Annotated in this window: 27 protein-coding genes; 16 read left to right on the top strand and 11 right to left on the bottom strand. The window is 73.0% G+C overall.

Annotation, left to right across the window (positions count from 1 at the left end):
* Position 1: 1 nt before the first annotated feature.
* Both ABEB12_RS10240 and ABEB12_RS10245 read right to left on the bottom strand, forming a co-directional pair.
* The gene (locus ABEB12_RS10240; protein ID WP_185066510.1) at positions 2 to 736 is read right to left on the bottom strand and encodes an LppX_LprAFG lipoprotein; all 735 of its coding nucleotides are present in this window, start codon (positions 734 to 736) and stop codon (positions 2 to 4) included.
* 24 nt (positions 737 to 760) lie between these two features.
* Positions 761 to 1,057 carry a hypothetical protein gene (locus tag ABEB12_RS10245; protein WP_185066509.1) on the bottom strand — a complete coding sequence of 99 codons (297 nt, stop codon included), beginning with the start codon at positions 1,055 to 1,057 and terminating at the stop codon, positions 761 to 763.
* Between the two features lie 307 nt (positions 1,058 to 1,364).
* Here ABEB12_RS10245 and ABEB12_RS10250 point away from each other — a divergent pair, with 307 nt between their 5' ends.
* Genes ABEB12_RS10250 through ABEB12_RS10260 form a run of 3 tightly spaced genes read left to right on the top strand, consistent with a single transcriptional unit; the run spans position 1,365 to position 3,933 of the window.
* Positions 1,365 to 2,291, top strand: coding sequence for an ATP-binding cassette domain-containing protein (locus ABEB12_RS10250; protein ID WP_185066508.1), 927 nt, complete (start codon positions 1,365 to 1,367; stop codon positions 2,289 to 2,291).
* Entirely contained in the window at positions 2,291 to 3,118 is an 828-nt protein-coding gene (locus tag ABEB12_RS10255; RefSeq protein ID WP_185066507.1) for an ABC transporter permease, read from the top strand. Before ABEB12_RS10250 ends, ABEB12_RS10255 begins: the two co-directional genes overlap by 1 nt.
* Positions 3,115 to 3,933 (top strand): ABC transporter permease, encoded by an 819-nt coding sequence (locus ABEB12_RS10260; protein ID WP_345702707.1) that lies wholly within the window; start codon positions 3,115 to 3,117, stop codon positions 3,931 to 3,933. Before ABEB12_RS10255 ends, ABEB12_RS10260 begins: the two co-directional genes overlap by 4 nt.
* Here the strand turns inward: ABEB12_RS10260 and vapC are convergent.
* Complete coding sequence (gene vapC / locus ABEB12_RS10265; protein ID WP_345702708.1) at positions 3,930 to 4,376, bottom strand: type II toxin-antitoxin system VapC family toxin; 447 nt, start codon at positions 4,374 to 4,376, stop codon at positions 3,930 to 3,932. The genes ABEB12_RS10260 and vapC overlap by 4 nt on opposite strands.
* Positions 4,351 to 4,563, bottom strand: a complete 213-nt coding sequence (locus ABEB12_RS10270) for a type II toxin-antitoxin system VapB family antitoxin (protein WP_185066505.1) — start codon at positions 4,561 to 4,563, stop codon at positions 4,351 to 4,353. The genes vapC and ABEB12_RS10270 overlap by 26 nt, the downstream gene beginning before the upstream one ends.
* A 54-nt stretch (positions 4,564 to 4,617) precedes the next feature.
* Here ABEB12_RS10270 and ABEB12_RS10275 point away from each other — a divergent pair, with 54 nt between their 5' ends.
* Entirely contained in the window at positions 4,618 to 5,286 is a 669-nt protein-coding gene (locus tag ABEB12_RS10275; RefSeq protein ID WP_185066504.1) for an NAD(P)H-binding protein, read from the top strand.
* On the opposite strand, the gene ABEB12_RS10280 is transcribed toward ABEB12_RS10275, so the two are convergent.
* Both ABEB12_RS10280 and ABEB12_RS10285 read right to left on the bottom strand, forming a co-directional pair.
* Positions 5,273 to 5,662 (bottom strand): anti-sigma factor antagonist, encoded by a 390-nt coding sequence (locus ABEB12_RS10280; protein WP_185066503.1) that lies wholly within the window; start codon positions 5,660 to 5,662, stop codon positions 5,273 to 5,275. The two genes, ABEB12_RS10275 and ABEB12_RS10280, sit on opposite strands and share 14 nt — an antisense overlap.
* Positions 5,655 to 6,092, bottom strand: a complete 438-nt coding sequence (locus ABEB12_RS10285) for a hypothetical protein (RefSeq protein WP_185066502.1) — start codon at positions 6,090 to 6,092, stop codon at positions 5,655 to 5,657. Before ABEB12_RS10285 ends, ABEB12_RS10280 begins: the two co-directional genes overlap by 8 nt.
* A gap of 216 nt (positions 6,093 to 6,308) precedes the next feature.
* Between ABEB12_RS10285 and ABEB12_RS10290 the strand changes: the two genes are divergently transcribed.
* Positions 6,309 to 7,046 carry an ANTAR domain-containing protein gene (locus ABEB12_RS10290; protein WP_185066501.1) on the top strand — a complete coding sequence of 246 codons (738 nt, stop codon included), beginning with the start codon at positions 6,309 to 6,311 and terminating at the stop codon, positions 7,044 to 7,046.
* 95 nt (positions 7,047 to 7,141) lie between these two features.
* On the opposite strand, the gene ABEB12_RS10295 is transcribed toward ABEB12_RS10290, so the two are convergent.
* Positions 7,142 to 7,528: a hypothetical protein gene (locus ABEB12_RS10295; RefSeq protein ID WP_185066500.1), complete on the bottom strand. Its 387-nt coding sequence runs from the start codon at positions 7,526 to 7,528 to the stop codon at positions 7,142 to 7,144.
* 62 nt (positions 7,529 to 7,590) lie between these two features.
* Between ABEB12_RS10295 and ABEB12_RS10300 the strand changes: the two genes are divergently transcribed.
* The 8 genes from ABEB12_RS10300 to proB all read left to right on the top strand — a co-directional run bounded on the left by ABEB12_RS10300 (position 7,591) and on the right by proB (position 17,332).
* Positions 7,591 to 9,522, top strand: coding sequence for a TIGR03960 family B12-binding radical SAM protein (locus ABEB12_RS10300; RefSeq protein ID WP_185066499.1), 1,932 nt, complete (start codon positions 7,591 to 7,593; stop codon positions 9,520 to 9,522).
* Positions 9,515 to 10,024: a GNAT family N-acetyltransferase gene (locus ABEB12_RS10305; RefSeq protein WP_345702710.1), complete on the top strand. Its 510-nt coding sequence runs from the start codon at positions 9,515 to 9,517 to the stop codon at positions 10,022 to 10,024. Before ABEB12_RS10300 ends, ABEB12_RS10305 begins: the two co-directional genes overlap by 8 nt.
* An 11-nt stretch (positions 10,025 to 10,035) precedes the next feature.
* On the top strand, positions 10,036 to 10,800 hold the full coding sequence (locus ABEB12_RS10310; protein ID WP_185066497.1) for a TIGR03936 family radical SAM-associated protein: 765 nt from the start codon (positions 10,036 to 10,038) through the stop codon (positions 10,798 to 10,800).
* 99 nt (positions 10,801 to 10,899) lie between these two features.
* Positions 10,900 to 13,938 (top strand): translation initiation factor IF-2 N-terminal domain-containing protein, encoded by a 3,039-nt coding sequence (locus ABEB12_RS10315; RefSeq protein WP_185066496.1) that lies wholly within the window; start codon positions 10,900 to 10,902, stop codon positions 13,936 to 13,938.
* A gap of 141 nt (positions 13,939 to 14,079) precedes the next feature.
* Positions 14,080 to 14,400: a 50S ribosomal protein L21 gene (gene rplU, locus ABEB12_RS10320; protein ID WP_185066495.1), complete on the top strand. Its 321-nt coding sequence runs from the start codon at positions 14,080 to 14,082 to the stop codon at positions 14,398 to 14,400.
* 12 nt (positions 14,401 to 14,412) lie between these two features.
* Positions 14,413 to 14,673 (top strand): 50S ribosomal protein L27, encoded by a 261-nt coding sequence (rpmA, locus tag ABEB12_RS10325; protein WP_185066494.1) that lies wholly within the window; start codon positions 14,413 to 14,415, stop codon positions 14,671 to 14,673.
* Positions 14,674 to 14,757: 84 nt separating this feature from the next.
* Positions 14,758 to 16,221 (top strand): GTPase ObgE, encoded by a 1,464-nt coding sequence (obgE, locus tag ABEB12_RS10330; protein WP_185066493.1) that lies wholly within the window; start codon positions 14,758 to 14,760, stop codon positions 16,219 to 16,221.
* A complete protein-coding gene (gene proB, locus ABEB12_RS10335) occupies positions 16,211 to 17,332 on the top strand; it encodes a glutamate 5-kinase (protein ID WP_345702711.1) in 1,122 nt (373 codons plus the stop codon). Before obgE ends, proB begins: the two co-directional genes overlap by 11 nt.
* Before the next feature lie 55 nt (positions 17,333 to 17,387).
* Here the strand turns inward: proB and ABEB12_RS10340 are convergent, their stop codons facing one another.
* Positions 17,388 to 18,419 carry a nitrilase-related carbon-nitrogen hydrolase gene (locus tag ABEB12_RS10340; protein ID WP_185066491.1) on the bottom strand — a complete coding sequence of 344 codons (1,032 nt, stop codon included), beginning with the start codon at positions 18,417 to 18,419 and terminating at the stop codon, positions 17,388 to 17,390.
* Positions 18,416 to 19,879 (bottom strand): FAD-dependent oxidoreductase, encoded by a 1,464-nt coding sequence (locus ABEB12_RS10345; protein WP_185066490.1) that lies wholly within the window; start codon positions 19,877 to 19,879, stop codon positions 18,416 to 18,418. The genes ABEB12_RS10340 and ABEB12_RS10345 overlap by 4 nt, the downstream gene beginning before the upstream one ends.
* A gap of 79 nt (positions 19,880 to 19,958) precedes the next feature.
* Between ABEB12_RS10345 and ABEB12_RS10350 the strand changes: the two genes are divergently transcribed.
* Genes ABEB12_RS10350 through ABEB12_RS10360 form a run of 3 tightly spaced genes read left to right on the top strand, consistent with a single transcriptional unit; the run spans position 19,959 to position 21,360 of the window.
* On the top strand, positions 19,959 to 20,672 hold the full coding sequence (locus ABEB12_RS10350) for a TetR family transcriptional regulator (protein WP_221499069.1): 714 nt from the start codon (positions 19,959 to 19,961) through the stop codon (positions 20,670 to 20,672).
* 32 nt (positions 20,673 to 20,704) lie between these two features.
* Positions 20,705 to 20,932: an antitoxin gene (locus tag ABEB12_RS10355; RefSeq protein ID WP_185066488.1), complete on the top strand. Its 228-nt coding sequence runs from the start codon at positions 20,705 to 20,707 to the stop codon at positions 20,930 to 20,932.
* Positions 20,929 to 21,360, top strand: coding sequence for a TA system VapC family ribonuclease toxin (locus ABEB12_RS10360; protein WP_185066487.1), 432 nt, complete (start codon positions 20,929 to 20,931; stop codon positions 21,358 to 21,360). Before ABEB12_RS10355 ends, ABEB12_RS10360 begins: the two co-directional genes overlap by 4 nt.
* A 235-nt stretch (positions 21,361 to 21,595) precedes the next feature.
* Here the strand turns inward: ABEB12_RS10360 and ABEB12_RS10365 are convergent, their stop codons facing one another.
* Both ABEB12_RS10365 and ABEB12_RS10370 read right to left on the bottom strand, forming a co-directional pair.
* Positions 21,596 to 24,148: a polynucleotide kinase-phosphatase gene (locus ABEB12_RS10365; protein ID WP_185066486.1), complete on the bottom strand. Its 2,553-nt coding sequence runs from the start codon at positions 24,146 to 24,148 to the stop codon at positions 21,596 to 21,598.
* Complete coding sequence (locus tag ABEB12_RS10370) at positions 24,145 to 25,590, bottom strand: 3' terminal RNA ribose 2'-O-methyltransferase Hen1 (protein ID WP_185066485.1); 1,446 nt, start codon at positions 25,588 to 25,590, stop codon at positions 24,145 to 24,147. The genes ABEB12_RS10365 and ABEB12_RS10370 overlap by 4 nt, the downstream gene beginning before the upstream one ends.
* Between the last annotated feature and the right edge of the window lie 484 nt (positions 25,591 to 26,074).

Consider the following 26,074-nt stretch of genomic DNA (forward strand, 5'->3'; position numbering starts at 1 on the left):
TTCAGGACGGCGGGGTGACGGTCACCGGCGCGTCGAAGTCGGCGAACGTCACGGTGGCCGGGGCGGTCGGCCCGCCCTGCCGGGTGGCGTCCACCGGCACGTCCAGCTGGGCCTTGACCAGCCGGGAGGTGGCCTTGTCCACCCACACCAGCAGGTTGGTCGCGTGCACCCCGGGCACCACGGCGGACACCGCGCTCGGGTCGACGGTGGTGCGCACGCGGTAGGCCGGGGCCCCGTTGACGTCCTCGCGGGCCTCGGTGGTCGGGGCGGGGGCGCCCGGCGGCGGAGTCCCGGCGGCGCGCAGCAGCGCGGCGATGCCCCGCCGCGGGTCCAGCACGGCGGTGGGGTCGTAGATGCCGGCGGCCAGTGCCATCGGCAGCCGCTGCGCCGGTCCGGTCGGCCCCTTGAGGTAGAGGCTGCCCCTGGTCACCGCGAAGTTGTACTCCACGGGGGAGCCGCCGAAGCTGAGCACGGCGGTGCCGGTGGCCTCGCCGGTCGAGGTGAGCTTGCCGTCCGCCGACCGGACCAACACGCTGGTCAGCGCCGGGTCCACCCGCACGTCGACGGCGGCGCTGCGCACGGTGGCCATGGTCTGGGCCGAGCGGGAGAGCAGGTCGGGCGCGGCCGGCAGCGGTTCCGGGGCCGGTCCGGTCGGTCCGGACGCGCAGCCGGTCACACCGAGCAGGACGAGGGCGGCCACGGCGAGCGCCCGGCGCCACGGGGAACGGGGAGCCATCCGGCGAGCATAGAGCCGCCCGGCTCAGGCGCTGTTCAGCGGGGAGGAGAGCAGGTCGCCCAGGCCCAGGTCGAGCACGCGTTCCACGTCGTGCAGCTCGCGCAGCTGGGCCGCCCGCACCCGGCGCGGGGACCGGGTGCGGTACTCGGAGAGCAGGCGCACCGAGGCGTGCCGGGCCTTCGGCAGCTCCTCTGTGTCCATCAGCGCCCGCGTGGCGATGTGCACGTAGCGGCGCATCGGGCGCCAGGCCATCCGGACCGCCCGGGCCGGCCAGTCGGTCGAGACGTTGGCCCCGGACAGGATGAGCTGGGCCCGTTCCACGGTCTCGGCGATGGGTGCGGGCGCAGTACCGCGTCGGCGATCTCCCGGGCGGCCCGGTGGCGCTCGCCGAGGCCGGCGATGGTCAGCTCGGTCCCCGGGCGGGCCGAGCCGTCCAGCAGGTCGGCGCGGGCCAGGGCGTATACCCGGTCGACCTCGAGCAGTGCATCGGCCGGGGCCAGCCAACGCGTCATGGTCCTCCCTTGGCCGCATTCATCGATGAGCACGGTCGGGTATCGGATATAACCTATCAGTGGCTCGGGCCGCAACTAGGTGGAGAATTGTCGGGCCTCGCGGATACCGTCGCGCGGTGTCCGATGGACTGGTGCAAGCGCGGGGCCTGACCAAACACTTCGGCGCGGTGGAGGCCGTGCGGGGGATCGACCTGGACGTGTCCCGGGGCGAGGTGTTCGGTTTCCTCGGCCCGAACGGGGCCGGCAAGTCCTCCGCGATGCGGATGATCGCCTGCGTCTCGCCGCGCAGCGCCGGCACGCTGCAGGTGCTCGGCCTGGATCCCGACGTGGACGGCCCGGCCATCCGCGCGCGCATCGGGGTGGTCCCGCAGCTGGACAACCTGGATGCCGAGCTGAGCGTGCGGCAGAACCTGGAGATCTACGCGCGCTACTTCGGCATCCCGCGGGTTCGCGCGCGGGAGAAGGCGGCCGAGCTGCTGGAGTTCGCCCAGCTCACCGACCGGGCGAACTCGCCGGTCGAACCGCTGTCCGGCGGCATGAAGCGCCGGCTGACCATCGCCCGCTCGCTGGTGAACGAGCCCGAGCTGTTGCTGCTGGACGAGCCGACCACCGGGCTGGACCCGCAGGCCCGGCACCTGCTCTGGGACCGGCTGTACCGGCTGAAGCAGCGCGGGGTGACCCAGCTGATCACCACGCACTACATGGACGAGGCCGAGCAGCTGTGCGACCGGTTGGTGGTGATGGACGGCGGGCTGATCGTGGCCGAGGGCGCCCCGGCCGACCTGATCGCCCGCTACTCCACCCGCGAGGTGGTGGAGCTGCGGTTCGCGCCCGGCGCCCCGAGGCCCGGCGCGGCGGAGCTGGACGGGGTGGCCGAGCGGGTGGAAGAGCTGCCCGACCGGCTGCTGCTGTACGCGGCGGACGGCGAGGCCGCGCTGGGCGCGGTGCACCGGGCGGGGGTGCGGCCGCAGGCCAGCCTGGTCCGCCGGTCCTCGCTGGAGGACGTGTTCCTCCGGCTCACCGGGCGGACGTTGGTGGAGTGATGAGCGTGGATACGCCCAGGTCCATCGGCCGGGTGCTGCCCGGCTGGCGCGCGGTGCTGGTGATCCTGGAGCACTTCGTCATCTGGTACCGCAAGGGCTGGCGGGCCACCGTGGTGTCCAGCGTGTTCCAGCCGGTGCTGTTCCTGCTCGCCTTCGGGGTCGGTTTCGGCACCCTGGTGGACCGGGCCGCTCCCGGTGGTTCGGCCGCCGTCGGCGGCGTGCCGTACCTGGTGTACCTGGCGCCGGGGCTGCTGGCCATGTCGGCGGTGCAGACGGCCGCGTTCGAGTCCACCTACCCGGTGCTCTCCGGGTTCAAGTGGCAGCAGCTGTACTGGGGGATGGTCGCCGCGCCGTTCACTCCGGCACAGGTGGCGATCGGCCAGCTCACCTGGGTTTCGCTGCGCATGATCACTTCGGGCGCGGCCTACCTGCTGCTCATCGCGGCGGTCGGCGGGGTGACCGGGTTCGGCATTCTGCTCTCGCTGCTCGCCGCCACCCTGTGCGGCACCGCGTTCTCCGCGCTGACCATCGCGTTCTCCGCCAGCATGAAGGACGAGGGCGCCGCGTTCGCCAGCTACTTCCGGTTCGTCCTCATCCCGATGACGCTGTTCGCCGGCACGTTCTTCCCGGTCGCCCAGCTGCCCGCCTGGCTGCGGCCGGTGGCCTGGGTGACGCCGCTGTGGCACGGCACCGAGCTGGCCCGGGGGTTCGCCCTCGGCGGCCTGCGGCTGTGGCCGATGCTGGGCCACCTCGGCTACCTGCTGGCGCTGCTCGCGCTGGGGGTCTGGCTGATCCGCTGGCGGTTCACCGTGAGGTTGTACCGGTGAGCCGGGCGGTGGGCTCCGCGCCGCTGCTGCGCATCCTGCCGGTGGGCGGCTACGCCGGGCGGGCGCGGATGCTGGTGGTGCGCTCCGCCACGGCCTACCGGCGGGCCTGGCTGACGTTCGTCTCCGGCTTCTTCGAGCCGGTCTTCTATCTGCTCGCCCTCGGCCAGGGTCTGGGTTCCCTGGTCGGCACGCTGCCGGCGCCGGACGGCTCGCCGATCAGCTACTCCGCGTTCATCGCCCCCGGGCTGTTGGCCGCCTCGGCGATGAACGGCGCGGTTTTCGACGCCACGTTCGCCGTGTTCTTCAAGCTCCGCTACGCCAAGCTGTACGACGCGATGCTGGCCACTCCGCTGGGGCCGGTGGACGTGGCGCTCGGCGAGATCGCCTGGGCACTGCTGCGCGGTGGCCTGTACTCGCTGGGCTTCCTCACCGTGCTGGCCGGGTTCGGCCTGCTCGCCTCGCCGTGGGCGCTGCTCGCCCTGCCCGCCGCGCTGCTGGTCGCGTTCGCGTTCGCGGCGGTGGGCATGGCCGCCTCGTCGTTCATGCGGTCCTGGCAGGACTTCGACCTGATCCAGCTGGCCATCATGCCGATGTTCCTGTTCACCACCACGTTCTTCCCGCTGTCGGTCTACCCGCCCGCGCTGCGGCTGGTGGTGCAGTGCCTGCCGCTATACCACGCGGTGGAGCTGATGCGGGCGCTGACCACGGGCATCGTCTCCACCGGCGTCCTCGGCCACCTAGCCTACTTCCTGGTGATGGCCGCGATCGGTGTCGTGGTGGCCGCCCGCCGCCTGGACAAACTGCTCCTGCGCTAGCGTCCTGAGTGCAGCCGAAGATCGGGGAGCACCTCGGCGAGCAAGGTGAAATCTCTGTCCTGGTGCACCAACGACGCCCCGGTGCGCACCGCGACCGCCGCGATGAGGCAGTCCAGGTTCGAACGCACCGGTTTGCCGACTTGCCGAGCGGCCCTAGCGGCAGCGGCGCCGGCGCGGTAGTCGATCTCCGCGTCGACCGGCAGGAGGCGGAGCCCGGCGACCAACTTCTCTACTTTGGCCAGCTTGACATGGTTGGTGGGCCCGGCCAGCAACTCCAAGATGACCGGCTCGGTGATGGCCAGCTCACTGGGATGCTCCCGCGTCAACCTCAACAGTTCGAGGTGGGTGCGGGATCCGGTGTTGCGCAGCAACTCGATCCACGCGGAGCTGTCGATCAGGAACATCCCGACGGCCGATCTACCACTCGATCGGCTTGTCGGCATTGCGCATCGCGTCGAGGTCACCTTCCCAGCCGATGCCCTGCAAGCTCTCGAAGAACTCGGGGGACAGGCGAGGGCCGACCAGTTGGCGGAGAGCCAGTTCGACCGCTTCTTTCTTGGTCTTCAGCCCGTACTTTTTCATCGCCGCGTCGATTAGCTCGTCATCGATATCGATGTTTGTGCGGCCCATACACATACGGTACACCGCCAGCGCCTGCCCGATATCTCCACTACCGTCCGGGGTATGCGGGTGGTGATCGCCGGTGGGCACGGGCAGATCGCGTTGCGGCTGGAGCGGTTGCTCGCCGCGCGCGGGGACCGGGTGGTCGGGTTGGTGCGCAACCCGGACCACGTCGATGACGTGCGGGCGACCGGCGCGGAGGCCGAGGTCGTGGATCTGGAGGTGGTGACGGCGGCGCAGCTCGCCGAGCGGCTCTACGAGGCCGACGCGGTGGTCTTCGCCGCCGGTGCGGGGCCAGGTAGCGGGGCCGCGCGCAAGGACACCGTGGACCGCGCGGCCGCCGTGCTGCTGGCCGATGCCGCCGTGGCCGCCGAGGTGCCGCGCTACCTGTTGGTCTCCTCGATCGGGGTGGACGACGACCCGCTGCCCGGGCGCGGCGAGGTGTTCGCCGCCTACCTGCGGGCGAAGAAGGCCGCCGAGGAGGAGGTGGCCACACGTCCGCTGGAGCTGACCGTGGTCCGCCCGGGTTCGCTCACCGACGACCCCGGCACCGGCAGTGTGCGGCTCGCCCCGCCCCCGCTGGGACGGGGCGACGTGACCAGGGACGACGTCGCCGAGGTGCTGGCCGAGCTGCTGGCCCGGCCGGGTCCCGCCACGGCCGGCCTGGTGCTGGTGCTGCTGGGCGGGGACACCCCGGTGGCGGAAGCGGTGGACGCGGTCACGGCCCGCTGAGGCTGGCCAGCGCCTCCTCCAGCGAATCGCACAGCGACAGCACCTGGTGCAGCCCGGTCAGCTCGATGGGGCGTCGCGCGGGCCGGTCCCGGCCCACCACCACCCGCAGCGCGGCGCCGTGCGGGCGGACCGCCTCGGCCACCCGGTGCAGCGCGCCCAGCCCGTGCGAGTCGAGGAACACCACCTGGGTCAGGTCGATCACCAGGGTGCCGCCGGCCGCCGTGGTCACCGCCGCCTCGGCGGCCGACCAGAAGTCGCCCGAGCCGAGCATGTCCAGCTCGCCGGCCACGGCGACCACGACCGCGCCGCCCGCATGCCGCACGCTGACACAGAGCGGCCCGGCGGCCGGCGTCTCCTCGGCGACCGGTTCAGCCACGGTCGGCACCGGCCAGCCGGTCCAACCGGGCGATCAGCTCGGGCTCGTCGCCGAGCAGCCGGTACCGGTGGACCTTGGGGTCCAGTGAGCCGGGTTGCCCACCGAGGGTGAGGAAGTCGGCGACCGCCGAGGTGGGCGGGACCAGGTTGCCGGTCAGGTAGCGGCGCTCGTGACGGTGGCCCTGCTCGGCCCACCAGCCCAGCTCCTCGTGCCAGCCGGCGCGCACGGTGGTCGGCCAGTCCGGCAGGCCGTAGGCGAGGGTCGCGCGCAGCGCCTCGCCCGGTTCCGGCGCGTGCACATGGGCATCGCGCACCAGCACGTGCCGACGGGTGAGCTCGCGGCGGACCGCGTCCAGGTACAGCGCGAGTGAGTCGTGATATCGCCGGTCGCGAGCGACGACGTCGGGGTTGCGGTATACGCCTGTGGTCATCCGTGCGCCTCGAATCAGCGAAGGCCGAAGTGGCGCCGGGTCAGGCTCCGCCCTGTGAGTACCAGCGGGACCGGAACCCGACATCACGAGTGGGCTTGCCGCAGCTGGCTGCATAACCGGGCAAACTGAATGGTAGCTGCTATAACGTCACTCTCTGGTAGACATCTCGTTTCATAGCGATGCGCCTCCGACGCACCGCTGGTGAGGAGTGCGTCGGTGCCCGAGGATCTGCTCACGCTGAGTCAGGAGCTGGTCGAGATCACCCGCCTGGTGGAGGGTGACGACCTGGAGGGTGCGCTGCGCCGGTACGTGGAGCGGGTGGCCCGCACGGTGCCCGGCTGTGACCACGCGATGATCACCGTGACCGGTGAGGACGGCATCGAGACGGTGGCCAGCGTGACCGGTCCGGACATCCCCGAGGACTGGGGGGAGCCGAAGTCCCTGCCCAGCCCGATCGACGACGTGCTGCAGTACCGGGAGCCGCGCCGGCTGGACGACACGCGGGTGGACGACCGCTGGCCGGAGTTCATCGCGGCGGCGACTCGCGCGGGCTACCTCAGCGCGCTGTCCCTGCCGCTGGCCGCGGCGACCGAGCCGGCGGCCGCGCTGACCCTGCTCTCCCGGGAGCCCCGGCAGTTCGTGGACACCTCGTACGACCTGGTCATGGTGTTCGTGCTGCACGCGGGCGTGATGTTCGACAACGTCAGCCTGTACAACGACAGCCAGTCGATGGTCCGGCACCTGCGCGGCGCACTGGTCACCCGGTCCACCATCGGCCAGGCCCAGGGCCTGCTCATGCGGCACCGGTCGCTGAACGCCAAGGCCGCGTTCGACGAGCTGCGCATCGCCTCCCAGCGGCGCAACACCAAGCTGCGTGAGCTGGCGGGAGCGCTGGTGGAGGCGCACAACCAGAAAAGTCTGCCGGACGCCCTGCGCGAGTTCGGCCTCTCCTGAAGCCCGACCGCCGTGCCGGCCAGCCGCCCTTGAACCGCCACCCGGCCCACTGGAGATCGACATTGAGGTGGGCCTGGGTGGATGTGTGGCGTCGCTCAGAGGCGGTCCAGGAGCCAGCGAGGGGGCAGCACGGTCGCGCCGGCCAGGGTGACCCGCTCCCGCAGGCCCCGGTCGGCGGTGACCACCTCGGCGCCGGTTCCGGCCCGGACCAGCGCCTCCGCCTCGCTCAGGATCGCCGAGTCGCCGTCCCGTTCGGCATGGGTCACGGTCAGGCCGGCGACCTCGCCCGGGCCCGCCGGGGCGCCCGCGCGGGCCGCGCCCTCGAGCACCACGACGACCGGGGCGTCCAGTGCGCCGGCCCGCAGCGCGGTAGCGACCTGGGACAACAGCCGGGCGGCCGCGCCGGGGCGGTCCCGCCACCAGCCGTCCGGGCGGGAGCCGACCACGTTCGCGGCGTCGATCACCAGGGTCACGTGGGCCATCCTGGCCCACCGATGTGACGCACTGCCGGCCGGCCGGCTACCTGGCACTACCCTGGCTAGACGTGAGCGTGGAATCGGTCTTCCCGGCACTGGAGCGACTGCTGCCCAGGGTGGCCAAACCCGTGCAGTACATCGGCGGTGAGCTGAACAGCACGGTGAAGGACTGGGACGCCGCGCGGGTGCGCTGGGCCCTGATGTACCCGGACGCCTACGAGGTCGGCCTGCCCAACCAGGGCGTCATGATCCTTTACGAGCTGCTCAACGAACAGCCCGACGTGCTGGCCGAGCGGACCTACGCGGTGTGGCCGGACCTCGAGGCGCTGATGCGCGAACACGGCGTGCCGCACTTCACCGTGGACGCGCACCGGCCGCTCGGCGCGTTCGACGTGATCGGCGTGAGCTTCTCCACCGAGCTGGGCTACACCAACCTGCTCACCGCGCTGGACCTGGCCGGCATCCCGCTGCACGCCGCCGACCGGGGTGACGAGCACCCGCTGGTGGTCGCCGGCGGGCACGCCGCGTTCAACCCGGAGCCGATCGCCGACTTCGTGGACGCGGTGGTGCTGGGTGACGGCGAGGAGGCCGTGCTGGACATCAGCGCCGTGTTGCGTATCTCCACGCAGAGCCAAATCGGCCGGGCCGAGGTGCTGCGCCGGCTGGCCGAGACGGACGGCGTCTACGTTCCCAGCCTCTACGACGTCACCTACCGCCCGGACGGCGGCATCGACCGGGTCGCCCCGAACGACCCGCGCGCGCCCAAGCGGGTGCTCAAGCGGACCACCAGCGACCTGGATGAGTGGCCGTACCCGAAGCAGCCGCTGGTGCCGCTGGCCGAGACCGTGCACGAGCGGATGAGCGTGGAGATCTTCCGCGGCTGCACCCGGGGCTGCCGGTTCTGCCAGGCCGGGATGATCACCCGCCCGGTGCGCGAGCGGTCGCTGGCCGGCATCGGGGAGATGGTGGACCGGGGGCTCAAGGCGAGCGGGTTCACCGAGGTCGGGCTGCTCTCGCTGTCCAGCGCCGACCACAGCGAGATCGCCGACATCACCAAGGGCCTCGCCGACCGCTACGAGGGCACCAACACCACGATGAGCCTGCCGTCCACCCGGGTGGACGCGTTCAACATCGACCTGGCCAACGAGCTGTCCCGCAACGGCCGCCGCTCCGGGCTCACCTTCGCCCCGGAGGGCGGCTCCGAGCGGATCCGCCGGGTGATCAACAAGATGGTCTCCGAGGAGGACCTGATCCGCACGGTCAGCGCGGCGTTCGCGCAGGGCTGGCGGCAGGTGAAGCTCTACTTCATGTGCGGCCTGCCCACGGAGACCGACGAGGACGTGCTGGAGATCGCCGGCATGGCCCACCGGGTGATCAAGGCCGGCCGGGAGGCCAGCGGGCGCAACGACGTGCGCTGCACGATCTCCATCGGCGGCTTCGTGCCGAAGCCGCACACCCCGTTCCAGTGGGCCGCGCAGTGCGACCCCGAGACCGTCGACGACCGGCTGCGCAAGCTGCGCGCGGCGATCAACGCCGACCGCCGGATCGGCCGCAACGTGGGCATGCGCTACCACGACGGCGAGCCGTCGCTGGTGGAAGGCCTGCTCTCCCGGGGCGACCGGCGGGTCGGCCGGGTGATCGAGCGGGTGTGGCGGGACGGCGGCCGGTTCGACGGCTGGCGGGAGCACTTCTCCTACCAGCGCTGGGTGGACGCGGCGTCGGCCGAGCTGGAGCCGCTGGGCGTGAGCATGGCCTGGTACACCACCCGGGAGCGGTTCCGGGACGAGGTGCTGCCCTGGGAGCACCTGGACTCCGGGCTGGACCCGGACTGGCTGTGGGACGACTGGCAGGACGCGCTGGACTCGCGCGAGCAGGACGACTGCCGGTGGACGCCGTGTTTCGACTGTGGCGTCTGCCCGTCCACCGGCTCGGACATCCAGGTCGGCCCCTCCGGCACGACACTCATCCCACTTACCGTGGTTGACAGCCGCGGTGGCTGATCCGCGTCCGCCGGTCACCGTGCGGGTCGCGGACGACCGTGATCTGCCCGCGCTGGCCCGGCTGCGCCGGGAGTGGACCGCCGAGCGCACCGGCATCCCGGCGCCCGAGCCGGGGGAGGCCGGCGACGGCTTCGACGAGGCGTTCGCCGCGTGGTGGCGCACGGAGCTGCCCCGGCGCACCTTCTGGCTGGCCGAGGCCGGCGACGACCGGGTCGGCTACACCGTGGTCGGCTCGCTGAACGTGGTCGAGGTGGGCAACATGCCCCGCCCGGGCGCGCGCCCGGGTCGGTGGGGTTATGTGGGCAACGCGTTCGTGATGTCCTCGTTCGTGGACCGCGGCGTGGCCTCCGCGCTGCTCAACGCCGCCGTGGAGCACGCGCGGGTCCGCCGCTACCAGCGGCTGGTGTTGCGGCCGGCGCCCAGGGGTGCCCCGTTCTACCTGCGGCACGGGTTCGTGCCCGCCGGAGAGGGAATGTTGATGATGTTGCCGAGCGAGGGTTGATGGGCGCCGCGATGAGCACGCGCAAGGGGGCGGCGGCCAACCCGGCGCCGCCGACGGTGTGCCGGGTGCGGCTGCGGTTCGCCAAACGCGGGCGGCTCCGGTTCGCCTCGCACCGGGACGTGGCCAGGGCGTTCGAGCGCGCGGTGCGCCGGGCCGGGGTCCCGGTGGCGCACTCCCACGGGTTCAACCCGCACCCCAGGCTGTCCTGGGTGGGCGCCGCGCCGACCGGGACGGCCAGCGAGGCCGAGTACGTGGAGATCGGCCTCACCGCGCCGGTGGACCCGGCGGCGCTGGCCGGCGCGCTGGACGCGGCCCTGCCGGACGGCCTGGACGTGCTCGCCTCGGTGACCGCCGAGCCGGGCACCCCGGCGCTGGCCGACCTGATCGACGCCAGCCGGTGGCGGATCGAGCTGCCCGAGGTGGCGCCGGCGGACCTGGCTTCCGCGCTGGACGTGTTTCTGGCCGCCGGCGAGGTGGTGGTGCAGCGGGTCACCAAGAACGGGCCGAGGCCGGTGGACGCGCGCGCGGCGGTGGTCAGCGCAGGGTTAACAGGACCAGATCACCCAGATGAACGGACAGAACGTGCGAGCCGGAAGGGCTGTGCGATAATGACGACGGTCGTGCGGCAGACCACACCTGCTGTGCGGCCCGACGACGTGTTGGGCGCACTTCGGGTCGTCGCGGATCTGCGGCCGCCGGTGCCAGTGATGGCAACCCGGCTGGCTCAGGGTCTGCTCGACGATCGCGGATGCCTGACCGACCCGTTCGACGCATGACACAGGATTGCTGTCCCTCCGGGCGTCGGGGGAGGCAGACAAAGCTAGGCCCCTGAGCGGCCGCCTTCGAGAGAGGGCGCCCGGGGGCGAAGGAGCTGCATGTCCGAAAGCGACGTGCCCGCCGGTCGATCCGGCGGGCTCAGCAACCTATCCGAAACACCCGAACTGACCGAGAAGGTCCGGGTGCACGCCCTCGCCAAGCTGGTCGCCACGACCAGCCGGCGGGTGCTGGACACCCTCGCCGAGCTCGGCTCCCCGGCCCGGGGAGCGCAGTCCAGCGTGGATCGGCCCACCGCTCAGCGGGTCATCGAGGCGCTCTCCGTCGAGACCGAGGCGAAGCCCGACACCGAGCCGGAGAAGCCTGAGAAGGCTGAGACGGAAGCCGGCGACGAGCTCCAGCCGGAGGCCGGCGGCGCGCTGCCGCTGTTCGCCGCCCCGATGTTCCTGCCCCCGGGTGCCGCACCCAGCCGGCCGGCCCCGCAGGCACCGGCCAAGCCCGCCCGGCCGGACGCGGAGGACGAGGCCGAGGACGACGACGAGCCGGACACCGACGCGGACGCCACCGAGGAGGGCGGCGACACCAAGCGCCGCCGCCGCCGGGGCCGGCGCGGCCGGGGCCGGGGCCGCGGCACCGACGACGAGACGGCGGAGAACGGCGACGCCGACACCGACGACGAGGACGGCAAGCCGGCCGGCAAGGACTCGGGCCGGGACGCGGGCAAGGACTCCGGCAAGGGTTCGGGCAAGAAGGCGCCCGAGGCCGCCGAGAGCGACGACGACGAGGACGGCGACTCCGAGGACGCCGAGGACGCCGGGTCCTCGGGCGGCGGCTCGCGGCGGCGCAGGCGCCGGCGCCGGCGCAAGGACGGCGACTCGGACGACTCCGGTTCCGACGACCCGCCGAACACGGTCACCAAGATCCGCGAGTCGCGGGCGAAGCCGGACAGCGGCGACGACGGCGGCAACAGCGGCATCCAGGGCGTCCGGGGGTCCACCCGGCTGGAGGCCAAGCGGCAGCGCCGCCGGGACGGCCGGGATGCCGGTCGCCGGCGCGCGCCGGTGCTCAGCGAGGCCGAGTTCCTGGCCCGCCGCGAGTCGGTGGAGCGCACGATGGTGGTGCGCCAGCGCGGCGAGCGTTCGGAGATCGGCGTGCTCGAGGACGGCGTGCTGTGCGAGCACTTCGTCACCAGCTCCGGCGGGACCTCCCTGGTGGGCAACGTCTACCTGGGCCGGGTGCAGAACGTGCTGCCCAGCATGGAGGCGGCGTTCGTGGACATCGGCCGGGGCCGCAACGCGGTGCTCTACGCCGGCGAGGTGGACTGGGACGCGGCCGGGCTGGCCGGCAAGGCGCGGCGCATCGAGCAGGCGCTGTCCAGCGGGGACAACGTGCTGGTGCAGGTCACCAAGGACCCGATCGGCCACAAGGGCGCACGGCTCACCACGCAGATCAGCCTGCCTGGCCGGTTCCTGGTGTACGTGCCGTCCGGCGGCACCCACGGGATCAGCCGCAAGCTCCCCGACGTGGAGCGGCGCCGGCTGAAGGACCTGCTCAAGGAGATCCTCCCCGAGGACGCCGGCGTGATTATCCGCACCGCCTCGGAGGGGGTCAGCCAGGAGGCGCTGGAGCGGGACGTGCGCCGGCTGCAGGCCCAGTGGGACGTGGTGAAGGAGAAGGCCGGTTCGGCCACCGGCTCGGGCAAGGGCCGGTCCAAGGCGCCCGAGCTGCTCTACGAGGAACCGGACCTGATGATCAAGGTCGTCCGGGACCAGTTCAACGAGGACTTCAGCAAGCTGGTGGTCGAGGGCGACGACGCCTGGGACACCCTGCACGCCTACATCGGACACGTGGCGCCCGAGCTGGTGGAACGGCTGAGCCGGCACGTGGGCCGGACCGACGTGTTCTCCGACTTCCGCATCGACGAGCAGCTGACCAAGGCGCTGGACCGCAAGGTCTGGCTGCCGTCGGGCGGCACGCTGGTGATCGACCGCACCGAGGCGATGACGGTCATCGACGTGAACACCGGCAAGTTCACCGGCTCCGGGGGCAACCTGGAGGAGACGGTCACCCGGAACAACCTGGAGGCCGCCGAGGAGATCGTCCGGCAGCTGCGGCTGCGGGACATCGGCGGCATCATCGTGATCGACTTCATCGACATGGTGCTGGAGTCCAACCGGGACCTGGTGCTGCGCCGGCTGACCGAGTGCCTCGGCCGGGACCGCACCCGCCACCAGGTGGCCGAGGTCACCTCGCTGGGCCTGGTGCAGATGACCCGCAAGCGGGTCGGCGTCGGGCTGCTCGAGGCGTTCTCCACGCCGTGTGAGCACTGCCGGGGCCGGGGCGTCGTGGTCTCCTCCGACCCGGTCGAGCACCGGCCGGAACAGGGTCAGCACGGCGGGTCCTCCTCCGGCGGGCGGCGGCGCGGCCGGGGCGGCGAGCCGGACGGCGGCAACGCCCGCCGGGGCGGCGACTCGGATGGCGGCAACGGCCGCCGGCGGGGAGCCCCGGGCGGGCAGGGCGGACCGAAGTCCGAGCCGGCCGCCGTACCCAGTCCGAAGTCCGAGCCGGCCGCCGTATCCACTCCGAAGTCCGAGCCGGCCGCCGTGCCCACTCCGAAGGCCGAGCCGGCCGACGGACCCACCCCGGAGCACGGCCCGGCCAACGGCAAGCCGGTGCCCGCCCCGCCGGCGCGGCCCCGGACGGACACCGAGCCGGCACCTTCCTCGGTTGCCGCCGAGCCGGCCGCTGGTTCGCCGGTGTCGGGTCACCCGGTGGACTCCCCGGCTCCGGCGGCCGCGGCTTCCTCGTCGCCGGCCAACACCACCGCTCCGGAACCGCCGGCCCGGCCGGCCGGCGGGGACTCCACGGCTCCGGTCGCCTCCCACCCGTCGGGCCAGGATGCCGCCGGGGGCGCCTTGGCACCGGCCGGCCCGGGCGGGCCCGCCGCCGAGCCCCACGATCTCGGGGCCACCGATCCGGTCGTCCCGGGACACTCCTCCGGCACCAACGGTGCGGAGCCGGTCGCGGTGGGTGCCCCGGCCGGTTCCGAGCCGCCGGCCCGGCCGGCTCGGCGGCGTCGCCGGTCGGCCTCCCGACCGGCCGGTCCGCCCGCCGGAGGAACCGCCGGGGACCCGGTTTGACCCTTCCGAATGTCGGCCCGTACCCTGGGTTCTTGACAGCCGTATCGGGGCGTGCCCTGGTACTGGCGGCAGACCGCCCGGGGTCGGCCCCGCAGGCGTGTCACCCTGAGCCCACGAATGTCTAGGAGTCGTGCGTCAACGATGTACGCGATCGTCAAGAGCGGCGGTAAGCAGTACAAGGCCGTGGTCGGTGAGGTGCTCACCGTCGAGAAGATCGACGCCGAGCTCGGCGCCGAGGTGAGCCTGCCGGCCGTGCTGGTCGTGGACGGGACGGAGGGTGGCGCCACGCTGACCACCGACGCCGCCGCGCTGGCCAAGTTCTCGGTCACCGGCAAGGTGGTCGAGCAGACCAAGGGTCCGAAGATCCGGATCCACAAGTTCAAGAACAAGACCGGGTACCACAAGCGGCAGGGACACCGCCAGCCGCTGACCCGCGTCGAGGTCACCGGAATCTCGAAGTAAGGAGGCGACGACATGGCACACAAGAAGGGCGCCTCCAGCTCCCGCAACGGCCGCGACTCGAACGCGCAGCGGCTGGGCGTGAAGCGGTTCGGCGGACAGAACGTGAGCGCCGGTGAGATCCTGATCCGGCAGCGCGGCACCAAGTTCCACCCGGGCGAGGGCGTGGGCCGCGGTGGCGACGACACGCTGTTCGCGCTGGTGGCCGGCGCCGTCCAGTTCGGCAGCAAGCGTGGACGCAAGACCGTGAACATCGTGCCGGCCGCCGCCGAGTAACGGCCCGCACAGACAGTTCTGCTCGAAAGGGCGGGTCCGGGTTCCCACCGGCCCGCCTTTTCTGCGTGTACAGGAGGCTTTCAGATGTCCAGGTTCGTGGACCGGACCTCGTTGACCGTTGTCGCCGGTAACGGGGGCAACGGCTGCGCCTCCGTGCACCGGGAGAAGTTCAAGCCGCTGGGCGGGCCCGACGGGGGCAACGGCGGCCGGGGCGGTGACGTGATCTTCGTGGTCGACCCGGGGGTGCACACCCTGCTCGACTTCCACTACCGGCGGCAGGCCAAGGCGGGCAACGGCAAGCAGGGGCAGGGCGCCCTGCGCAACGGCGCGATCGGCGGCGACCTGGTGATGGCGGTGCCGGACGGCACCGTGGTGCTGGACGAGGACGGCGAGCAGCTGGCCGACCTGGTCGGCGCGGGCACCCGGTTCGTGGCCGCGCAGGGCGGCCGGGGCGGGCTGGGCAACGCCGCGCTGGCCTCCACCGCGCGCAAGGCCCCCGGTTTCGCGCTGCTCGGCGAGCCGGGCCAGGAGCGGGAGCTGGTGCTGGAGCTGCGCTCGCTGGCCGACGTGGGCCTGGTGGGTTTCCCCAGCGCCGGGAAGTCCTCGCTGGTCGCGGCGTTGTCCTCGGCGCGGCCGAAGATCGCCGACTACCCCTTCACCACCCTGGTGCCGCAGCTCGGCGTGGTCAGTGCCGGGGAGCAGACGTTCACCGTGGCCGACGTGCCCGGGCTGATCCCGGGGGCCGCCTCCGGGAAGGGTCTGGGTCTGGAGTTCCTCCGGCACATCGAGCGGTGCGCCGTGCTGGTCCACGTGGTCGACTGCGCCACCCTGGAACCCGGCCGCGACCCGATCTCGGACATCGACGCGCTCGAGGCCGAGCTGGCGCGGTACACCCCGGGCCTCGGTGGCGACCTCGGCAACCGCCCCCGGATTGTCGCGCTGAACAAGGTGGACGTGCCGGAGGCCGCCGAGCTGGCCGAGCTGGTCACCCCGGAACTGGCCGAACGCGGATGGCCGGTGCTGGCGATCTCCACCGCGACCCGCGCCGGCCTGCGCGAGCTGAGCTTTCTGATGGCGCGGCGGGTCGCCGAGTACCGCGCCGCGCTGCCGCCGCCGGAGCCGACCCGGGTGGTGCTGCACCCGGAGGCGGTCGGCGAGGTGCCGTTCACCGTGTCGCCCGACCCGGAGGAGGAGGGCGCGTTCCTGGTGCGCGGGGAGAAGCCGGAGCGGTGGGTGCGGCAGACCCAGTTCAGTAACGACGAGGCGGTCGGCTTCCTGGCCGACCGGCTGGCCAAGCTGGGCGTGGAGGACGCGCTGGCCGAGGCGGGTGCCACACCCGGCGCGCCGGTGACCATCGGCGACGTAACGTTCGACTGGGAGCCGTCCACGCCGGCCGGCGCGTACACGGCCATGGGCAACCGGGGCACGGACGCCCGGCTGGACCGGTCCACCCGGGTGGGTGCGGCGGCGCGCAAGTCGGCGCGGGCCGCCCGGCGGGATGGCGGTGCGGAACCGGAAGACGAAGGAGAAGACGGCGGTGACGGCTAGACCGGCCATCGGGGCCGCTGCCCGGATCGTGGTGAAGGTCGGATCGTCCTCGCTGACCAGCCTGGACGGCGGCCTGGACCCGGTCCGGCTGGATGCGCTGGTCGACGCGCTGGCCGCGCGCCGGGCGGGCGGGGCGCAGGTGGTGCTGGTCTCCTCCGGCGCGATCGCGGCCGGCCTGGCGCCGCTCGGGCTGGCCAAGCGCACCCGGGACCTGGCCACCCAGCAGGCGGCGGCCAGCGTCGGCCAGTTGCAGCTGGCGCACGCCTACTCGGCCTCGTTCGCCCGGCACGGGTTGACCATCGGGCAGATCCTGCTCACCGCCGACGACGTGATCCGCCGCGCGCACTACCGCAACGCGCAGCGCACGCTGATCCGGCTGCTCTCCCTGGGCGTGCTGCCGGTGGTGAACGAGAACGACACCGTGGCCACCGACGAGATCCGGGTGGGCGACAACGACCGGCTGGCCGCGCTGGTGGCGCACCTGGTCGGGGCGCAGGCATTGGTGCTGCTGTCCGATGTGGACGGCCTCTACGACGGCGACCCCCGGCAGCCCGGCACGGTGCTGGTGCCGGACGTGGACGACGTGGCCGCCCTGGACCTGGACGTGGCCCGGCCCGGGGTCTCCGGCCTCGGCACCGGCGGCATGGCGACCAAGATCGAGGCGGCCAGCATGGCCGCCGGCGCGGGCATTCCCGTGCTGCTGGCCGCCGCCGAGGACGCCGCATCCGCGCTGGACACCTCGCCGGCCGGCCCCAAGGTCGGGACCGCGTTCCGGGCCGAGGGCCAGCGGCTGTCCGCCCGCCGGTTCTGGCTGCGGCACGCGGCCGACGTGCGCGGCCGGTTGGACCTGGACGAGGGGGCGGTGCACGCGGTGCTGCGCCGGCGCCGGTCGCTGCTCGCCGCCGGGGTGCACGGGGTGGCCGGCGAGTTCGTCGCCGGTGACGTGGTCGACCTGGTCGCCCCGCACGGCCAGGTGGTGGCGAGGGGCGTGGTCGCCTTCGACGCCACCGAACTCCCCAACCTCATCGGCCGCCGCACCCGCGACCTACCCCCCGAATACCGCCGCGAACTCGTCCACGCCGACGACCTGGTGCCGCTGCGCGGCCTGTGAGCGGCGAGTGATGCCCTGGCGGTCATTGCCACTCACGAGCCGCGCGGCGGCCCGGCTAGGGGGTGGTGGCGGCGGGGAGGTCGGCCGGGCCTAGTTCGTTGGGGACGTCTCCGGCGGGCCAGGACTGCCAGGGGTGGCGGCGGAGGGCGCGCATGAGGCGGTACTTCGCGGCGCCGTGGTTGTTCATCGCGGTCCAGGCGGCGCGGGTGGAGACGCTCAGCGGCGGGATCCAGTACATCGGCGCGAGCGGGTCGAGCGGCTCCGGTGGGGCCAGCCGGACGGTGGCGCCGACGTGGCCTTCGCCGTCCTCGGCGGTGAGCCGGGCCAGCACGGTGCCGTCCCGTTCCACGATCTGGGTTTCGCCGACCATCTGGGTGCGCCAGGGCACCCCGGGCGCCAGCGGCGTGTCGAAGTCGATCGGGCCGACGTGTGACGGCATGGCCACCGGCGCGCCGAGCAGCCGGGCCATCTGCCGGGGCAGCTCGCGCGCGTGCATGCGCTGCAGCGCGTGTTCCCGGGTCGCCCACAGGCCGAACGGCCCGCGCCAGTTCAGCGGGTAGGACGGCCAGCACATGCCGCCGAGCAGCAGCTGCACCCGGTCGCGCAGCCGCGCGGCGGTACCCATGCGCGCCCACTCCCAGCCGCAGGCCACGCCGACCGGGGCGCCACCCAGGGCGGCCAGCTCGGTGCGGCCGGGGTCGCTGCCGCGCGTGTAGTAGTTGTTCTCCCACATGGTGGGGATGTCCTTGTCGTGCAGGTGCGCCCGGCCGTCCGGTTCGGCCAGCACGTAGGTCCCGTAGACGTGGCCGCCCCGCCGCGCCAGGAAGCCGCCGCCGACCACCACGTCCAGCTCCCTGGCCAGCCGCCGGTAGAGCTGCATGGGGGCGCCGTCCACCGGGCGGGCCACGCCGCGCATCGCCCGGGAGTAGACGTTCGGCGAGGAGCCGGCCTCGGGCACGGTGACCACGGCGGGGGAGTGCTCGGCCACCGCGTCCCTGATCAGCGCCTCCAGCCGGACCAGGTTCGGCTCCACCGCTCCCAGGCGCAGCGCGGGCTGCACCGCCGCGATGCGGATCGTCTCGGTCATGCGGACACCACCACTTCCAGGTTGTGCCGGTCGCGCCGGGACTCGCCGGCGTGACCAGGGGGTTCAGGGTTCGGGTGATCGGATCCGGGTACCAGCCGGGTGGACCGGAAACGGCGGGCGCGGCGTTCCCGCCGCACCTCGAGGTGGATCTTGAGCTCGGCCAGGGCGTCCCTGGTCAGCCCGGCCGGGTCGCGCCCGGCGTCGTGGCGCAGCGCGTCGGCGAGGCCGAGCGCGATCCGGGGCAGGCTGATGATCTCCGGCAGGGTGCGCGCCCGGCCGAAGAGGTCGCCGGCCGAGGGGGCGGTGGTGCCGGACATCCGGCGCAGGATCTCGGTGAGCACCGGGATCACCGGCCGGACCACCGTCTCCACGTTGCCGAAGTGGTAGGAGTGCAGGCACTCCAGGTCCCGCTCCTGCTCCCAGCCGCGCAGCGAGATGTCCAGCCGGGCCGGGTCGTCCAGGACCGGGCCGGCGAGCTCGGCCAGCCGGCGCCCCGACCACAGTGCGTCCCGCTGGCCCTGGCCGATCACCGGGTCCTTGAAGTGGCCGGCGTCCCCGGCCAGCGCCCAACCCGGCCCGCTGGACGCCCGGAAGTACGCCGAGGTGTCGTTGCAGGTGCGGATCTTGGTCAGGTTGCCGGCGCCCCAGGTGCGGGCGGCCATGCCGGGGTGCATCGCGATCTTGCGCGCCCAGTGCCCTTCCGGGTCGGCGCGCGCCTCGGTGACCTCTCCGGCCGCGCCCATGAACAGCATCAGGATCCGCCCGCGCGGCGCGGACGGGAACACGAAGCCCAGCGAGTCGCCGTCCCGCCACTGCCAGATCGTCTCGCCGTCACGGGTGCCGGCGCGCGGGTCGTCGGCGTAGCGGAACACCAGGCCCCGCCCGTTGCGGGACGCGCGGTAGGGCCGGGCCGCGCCGACCAGGCCGGCGACGGTCGACCGCCGGCCGTCCGCGCCGACCACCAGTTGGGCGGCCAGCTCGCGCTCGGTGCCGTCGGCGTCGGTGTAGCGCACCCCGGCGGCTCGCCCGCCGCGCCAGGTCACCGCCGTGACCCGGCAGTGTTCCCGCACGTCGGCGCCGGCGGCCCGGGCCGCCCGCACCAGTTCCAGGTCCTGCTGGGGCCTCGGCACGCAGATGCAGTAGTCGATCGGCCCGCAGGCCCGCCAGCGCTCCAGCAGCCGCACCCGGTCGCCGATCTGCAGGCCCAGCCACGGTGAGCGGGCGGGGTCGCCGGCCAGGATGCCGTCCAGCGCGCCCATCCGGCGCAGCTCGTCCACCCCGGAGGGGAACAGCAGGTGGGTGGACAGCTGGTCGGAAGGGAACCGGGACTTGTCCAGCACCACCACCCGGTGCCCGGCCCTGGCCAGGTGGGCGGCCGCGCACGATCCGGCCAGCCTCGCTCCGACGATCACCACGTCACAGGTCTCGGCCACAGTGCCTCCCCGGGTGTGCTGTGTCACCGAGTAAACCGTAAGTATCCTCGTTTTTGCAATAAGCTTCTAAAAATGAACCTCGTTGCGAGTAAGGCATGATGGTGTGGTGACCGAGTTGGGGAGCGAGGCTCCGCACAGCCCGAGGATCGCCCGGCGGCGGGCCCGCACCAGGGAGCGGATCCTGGATACCGCCGAGCGGGCCTTCGGTGCCGGCTACCGGAACGTCCGGGTGGAGGATCTGGCCGAGGCGGCCGACGTGTCGATCGGCACGCTCTACGTGCACTTCGGCAGCAAGGACGGGGTGTACCTGGCGCTGGTGGAGCGCGCGCTCGAGCAGATGGCCGCGTACCTGGACCGCGCGTACCGGCCCGAGTACTCGCCGCTGGAACAGGTCATCGCGGCCGGTGACGTGTATCTGCGCTTCCACCTGGAGCACCCGGGGCTGTTCCAGTTCCTGGCCTTCGACACGGTGCTGGGCGAGCTGCCGGCCGAGGTGCGGGAGATCCAGCAGCGGGTGGGGGAGCGGCTGGAGGAGGTCATCGGGGGTTTCCAGGCCCGCATCGAGGCGGCCGTAGCCGCCGGCCAGGCCGACCACCGGTACGACGCCCGCACCACCGCCCGGTTCCTCTGGGGCGCGTGGAACGGGGTGGTCTCCCTGGGCCGGCGCGAGGACCGGATGGCGTTGACCGACGAGGAGATCGCCGCCTGCCTGCAACTGGGCCGCCGGCTGGTCCGGGACGGCCTCACCGCGCCCGCACACCGCGACCAGGACGGCTACTCCCTGGCCCGGATAGTCAGCATCGACCAGCCCGCATCGTGATGCAGTGATGCGCCCAGTGCTATAATAGTTCGGTGCGCACCACCGTAGACCTGCCCGACGATCTGCATCAGCAGGCCCTGTCGATCGCCCGTGACACGTCCCGCACGCTCAGCGAGACCATTGCGGACCTGATGCGGCGTGGCCTCAACCAACGACCGGCCGGCCAGATCACCGTCAGCCCGGCGACCGGATGGCCGGTGATCAGCGTGGGCAGGGTCATCACCACCGAGGACGTCCGATCGCTGGACGACGACGAGTGACTGTCTTGCTCGACGCGAACGTGCTGATCGCGCTCTCGCTCTCCGACCACGTGCACCACAACGCCGCGCAGGACTGGTTGGCGCGGTGTACGGATCCGGTGGCCAGTTGTCCGATCACCGAGGGCAGCCTGGTGCGGCAGGTGATCCGAGCCGGGTATCCGGCGGACGAGGCGACGGCGTTGCTGGCTCGGATCGCGCGCCAGCAGCGGCATGAGTTCTGGCCGGACACGTTGAGCTATCGGGACGTGTCGTTCGCCGGCGTGGTCGGTCACCGGCAGGTCACCGACACCTACCTGGCTCATCTCGCCCGCGCACACCAGGGCCGGCTGGCCACGTTCGATCGGGGGCTGGCCAGCCTGCATGCCGACGTGGCCGAGTTGGTTCCCACCGAGCCTCCCGGTCCACCTCGGCCGCGCGACCCCGACTAGCGCGGAGCTGGCCGGGTCGCTTCCGTCGAGTTGCTACGGGCGCGGCTCGCCCGCGTGCGGCCGCAGTTGCGGCTGTCGTTCGCCGACGAGGACCTCCGCGCGGTCGGGGAGGTCGATCTTTCGGGCGGCTCGTGATTTTCGTGACTGCGTGCAGAGCCTCGCCGCCGGCGGTCGCCCCGCCGCCGATGCCCGCCGCGAGTGGTGCTCCGCCGCCCGCGGCAACCGGATCCGCGCATCACAGCCGGGGGTCCACCGGCTCGGACTCGCAGGCCAGCACCGCGAACACCGCCTCGTGCACCCGCCACGGCGGCTCACCGGCGGCCAGCCGGTCCAGCGCCTCCAGGCCGAGCGCGTACTCGCGCAGGGCCAGCGAGCGCTTGTGGCCGAGCCCCCGTTCGCGCAGCCGGGCCAGGTTCTCCGGGCGGGCGTACTCCGGGCCGTAGATGATCCGCAGGTACTCCCGGCCCCGGCACTTGATCCCGGGCTGCACCGGCCGGTTTGAGCCGCCCAGCACGAGCGCGTCCAGCGGTTTCACCACCATGCCCTCGCCTCCGGCGCCGGTGAGAGCCAGCCACCAATCGGTGCCGGCGGCCACCGAGGCTTCGTCGGTGGTGTCCACCACCAGCCGGTCGGTGCGGTGCAGTAGGCCGGTGGGGTCGGCGGCGACCAGCCGGTCGATCAGGGTGAGCTGCCGGTCGTGCGGCAGCGCGGCCAGCGAGCGTCCCGCCGCGGCCAGGATCTGGAACGGGGCCAGGCGCAGTCCGTCCAGTGCCGTGTCCTCGCCGGACTCGCCGACCGGCCAGCAGTAGCGCCGGTAGGCCTCCCGGAAGCCGAGCGCGTCCTCGGCCCGGTGCCGCTGCCGGTCCAGCAGCTCGCGCACGTCCACGCCGCGCGCGGCGGCCCGCTCCAGCGCGGCCAGCGCGCCGGGGAACACCGCGTCGGCCGCCGCCCCCACCGCCGCGTACTGGGTGCGCAGCAGGCCGGTGGCCTTGGCCGACCAGGGCAGCAGCTCGGCGTCCAGCAGCAGCCAGTCGGTTTCCAGCTCGGTCCACAGTCCGGCGGCGGTCACCGCGTCGCGCAGCCGGGTGAGCAGCCGCTCGGTGGTCTCCGGGTGGGGGAAGAACGGCCGGCCGGTGCGGGTGTGCACCGCGCCGGTCGGGCCTCCGGGGACGCCGAACCGCTCGGCGGCCACCGACGCGTCCCGGCACACCAGGGCGACCGCGCGCGAGCCCATGTGCTTCTCCTCGCAGATCACCCGCTGTACGCCGGCCTCCCGGTAGGCGGCGAACGCCTCGGCCGGGTGCTCCAGGTAGCCGTCCAGCTTGGACGTCGCGCACGGCGCCATGGTCGGCGGCAGGTACACCAGCAGCCGGGGATCGACGGCGAACCGGCTCATCACCTCCAGCGCGGCCGCCGCGTTCTCCTCGCGGACGGACACCCGCCCGTGGTGGGTGGTCTCCACCACTCGCCGGCCGGCCACGTCGGCCAGGTCCAGCGGGCGGGTCTCGGGGGCGCTCGAAGCGGCCAGCGGGCGGACCGGCTCGTACCAGACCCGCTCGGCCGGCACGGCTACCAGCTCGCGCTCCGGCCACCGCAGCGCGGTCAGCTCGCCGCCGAACACGCACCCGGTGTCCAGGCACAGCGTGTTGTTCACCCACTCCGCCTTGGGCACCGGGGTGTGCCCGTAGACCACGGTGGCCCGCCCCCGGTAGTCCTCCGCCCACGGGTAGCGCACCGGCAGCCCGAACTCGTCGGTCTCCCCGGTGGTGTCGCCGTACAGCGCGTGCGAGCGCACCCGGCCGGAGGTGCGCCCGTGGTAGCGCTCGGGCAGTCCGGCGTGGCAGACCACCAGCTTTCCCTGGTCCAGCAGGTAGTGGCTGACCAGCCCGTCGATGAACTCCTTGACTCGCTCCCGGAACTCCGCCGGTTCGGCGTCCAGTCGCTCGATGGTCTGGGCCAGGCCGTGGCCGGGCTGCACCTTGCGGCCGTTGAGGTACCGGCCGAGCTTGTTCTCGTGGTTGCCCGGCACGCACAGCGCGGTGCCGGCGGCCACCATGTCCATCACCCGGCGCAGCACGGCCGGGCTGTCCGGGCCCCGGTCCACCAGGTCGCCGACGAACACGGCGGTGCGGCCGCCCGGGTGCGCCGCCGGCCCGTCGCCGTCGAGCCGGTAGCCCAGCTCGGTGAGCAGCGCGTCCAGCTCGGCGGCGCAGCCGTGCACGTCGCCGATGACGTCGAACGGCCCGGCCAGGTGGCGCAGGTCGTTGTACCGCCGCTCCCGGACGATCTCCGCCGCGTCGATCTCCTCCACGCCGCGCAGGTGGTGCACCCGGCGGAACCCCTCGCGGGTCAGCCCGCGCAGCGACCGGCGCAGCTCGCCGCGTTGCCGGTGCAGCACATGTGAGGGCAGGTCAGCGCGGTCCGGGCGTTCCCTATTGCGCTCGGCACAGACCTTTTCCGGGACGTCCAGCACCACGGCGATGGGGAACACGTCGTGTTCCCGGGCCAGCTTGACCAGCTGTTGGCGCGCCTCGCGCTGCACGCTGGTCGCGTCGACCACGGTGAGCCGGCCGGCGGCCAGCCGCTTGCCCGCGATGTAGTGCAGCACGTCGAACGCGTCCGAGGTGGCGGACTGGTCGTTCTCGTCGTCGCTGACCAGGCCCCGGCAGGTGTCCGAGGAGATCACCTCGGTCGGCCTGAAGTGCCGGCGGGCGAACGTGGACTTGCCGGAGCCGGTGGTGCCGATCAGCACCACCAGGGACAGGTCGGTGATACCCAGCTCGCTCACGCAGCCACCCCCTCGGCGCGGAAGACCGCCATCTGGGTGGGCGGACCCACCTCCGGGTCGTCCGGCCCGACCGGCCGGTACTCGACCCGGTAGCCGTGCCGCGCGCCGACGCCGTCCGCCCACTCGCGAAACCGCGCGCGGGACCACTCGAACCGGTGGTCCGGGTGCCGGGTCTGCCCGGCCTCGAGCCCGGGGAAGCGCACGTTGTGCTCCACGTTCGGCGTGGTCACCAGCACCGTCGCCGGCCGCGCCGCGCCGAACACCGCGTGCTCCAGCTCGGGCAGCCTCGGCTCGTCCACGTGCTCGATGACCTCGCACAACACCGCCGCGTCGTACCCGCGCAGGCGTGCGTCGGAGTAGGCCAGCGAGCCCTGCAGCAGCCGCACCCGGGACGCCTGGCGCTCGCTCATCCGGTCCAGGCGCAGCCGGCGGGCGGCCTCGTGCAGCGCGCGCATCGACACGTCCACCCCGACGACCTCGGTGAACCGGACGTCCTTGAGCAGCTCACCGACCAGCTGTCCCTGGCCGCAACCTAGGTCCAGCACCCGGGTGGCCCCCGTCTCGCGCAGCGCGTCCAGGATCGCCGCACGGCGCTGCCGGGCCAGCGGTACGGGGCGCTCCTCGGTGTCCGCCTGCTCGTCCACCGCGTTGTCCAGCTGCTCGGCCTCGGTGTCGTCCGCCTCGGCCAGCCGGGCCAGCTCCAGCCGGTGCAGCGCGTCCCGGGTCAGGACGGTGCTGCGGGCCAGGTAGCGGTTGGTGATCAGCTGGTGTTCCGGGTGATCGGCCAGCCAGCCCTCGCCGGCGCGCAGCAGCTTGTCCACCTCGTCCGGGTTGACCCAGTAGTGCTTGGCGCCGTCCAGCACCGGCAGCAGCACGTAGAGGTGGCGCAGCGCGTCGGCCAGCCGCGACCGGCCGGTCAGGGTGAGCGCCACGTACGGGGAGTCGCCCCAGTCCGGGAACCGCTGGTCCAGCGGGATCTTCTTCGCGTCGACCGTCCAGCCGAGCGGCTCGAACAGCCGCTTCACCAGGTCGGCGCCGCCCCGCGCGGGCAACGCGGGCACCTGGAGGCACAGGGGCAGCGGTGCGGCCGCGCGCTCCGGGTGGCTGCGGCACTCGCCGCGCAGCGCGGTGCTGAACACCGCGCGCAGGGCCACCGCGAGCAGCGAGGACGCCGCGTACGGCCGGTCGTTCACGTACCGCGCCAACGCTGCGTCGGGCGCGCCGCCCCGGCCCTTGCCGGCCCGCCTGACCAGGGCCACCGGGTCAACCTCGAGCAGCATTGCCGCCGTGCAACGCTCCGGCGTGGCCTCGGGGTAGAACACGTGCGCGGTGCCGTACGACGTCTCGAACGCCTGCGCCTTGTCCGGGTGTTTGTGCAGCAGGAAACCCAGGTCGGTCGCCGGACTGGTGGCGTCGCCGGTGGTGGTGATGGTCAGGAACACGGCCAGGAGTATGGCTGGCTTCCTGGGGGAGGACACCTTGGTTTAAGGGGTGGTTGGGTTCTAAGGATGGCTTGGACGGCGCGGCTGGGTTGGTCTGCCGCGGCCGGGGTGGCGCCCGTTGTGTTTCGGACGGGTCGATCGGCCTTGCGACTACGTTCTGTGACCACTGAGCGGGGGTGGCGACCGGTTCGGTTCATCGAGAGCATGGTGAGTCCGGTTCGATCATGGAAGAGACCGGACTGGTCTTGCTCTCGACGAAACGCCCCCAGATCCATCCCGTTCTAACACCCCGCGAGCGTCACGCTCCGTGACTGGCGGCCCGAACCGACCGCAACGGGCGGCACTCGAGCCGCGGCAGACTGACCAGACCGAAACGCAAGGGGCGGCACCCGAGCCGCGGCAGACTGACCAGACCGAAACGCAACGGGCGGCACCCGAGCCGCGGCAGACTGACCAGACCGAAACGCAACGGGCGCCACCCGAG

This window comes from Actinospineispora eucalypti (assembly GCF_039543365.1).
Lineage (GTDB): Bacteria > Actinomycetota > Actinomycetes > Mycobacteriales > Pseudonocardiaceae > Pseudonocardia > Pseudonocardia eucalypti.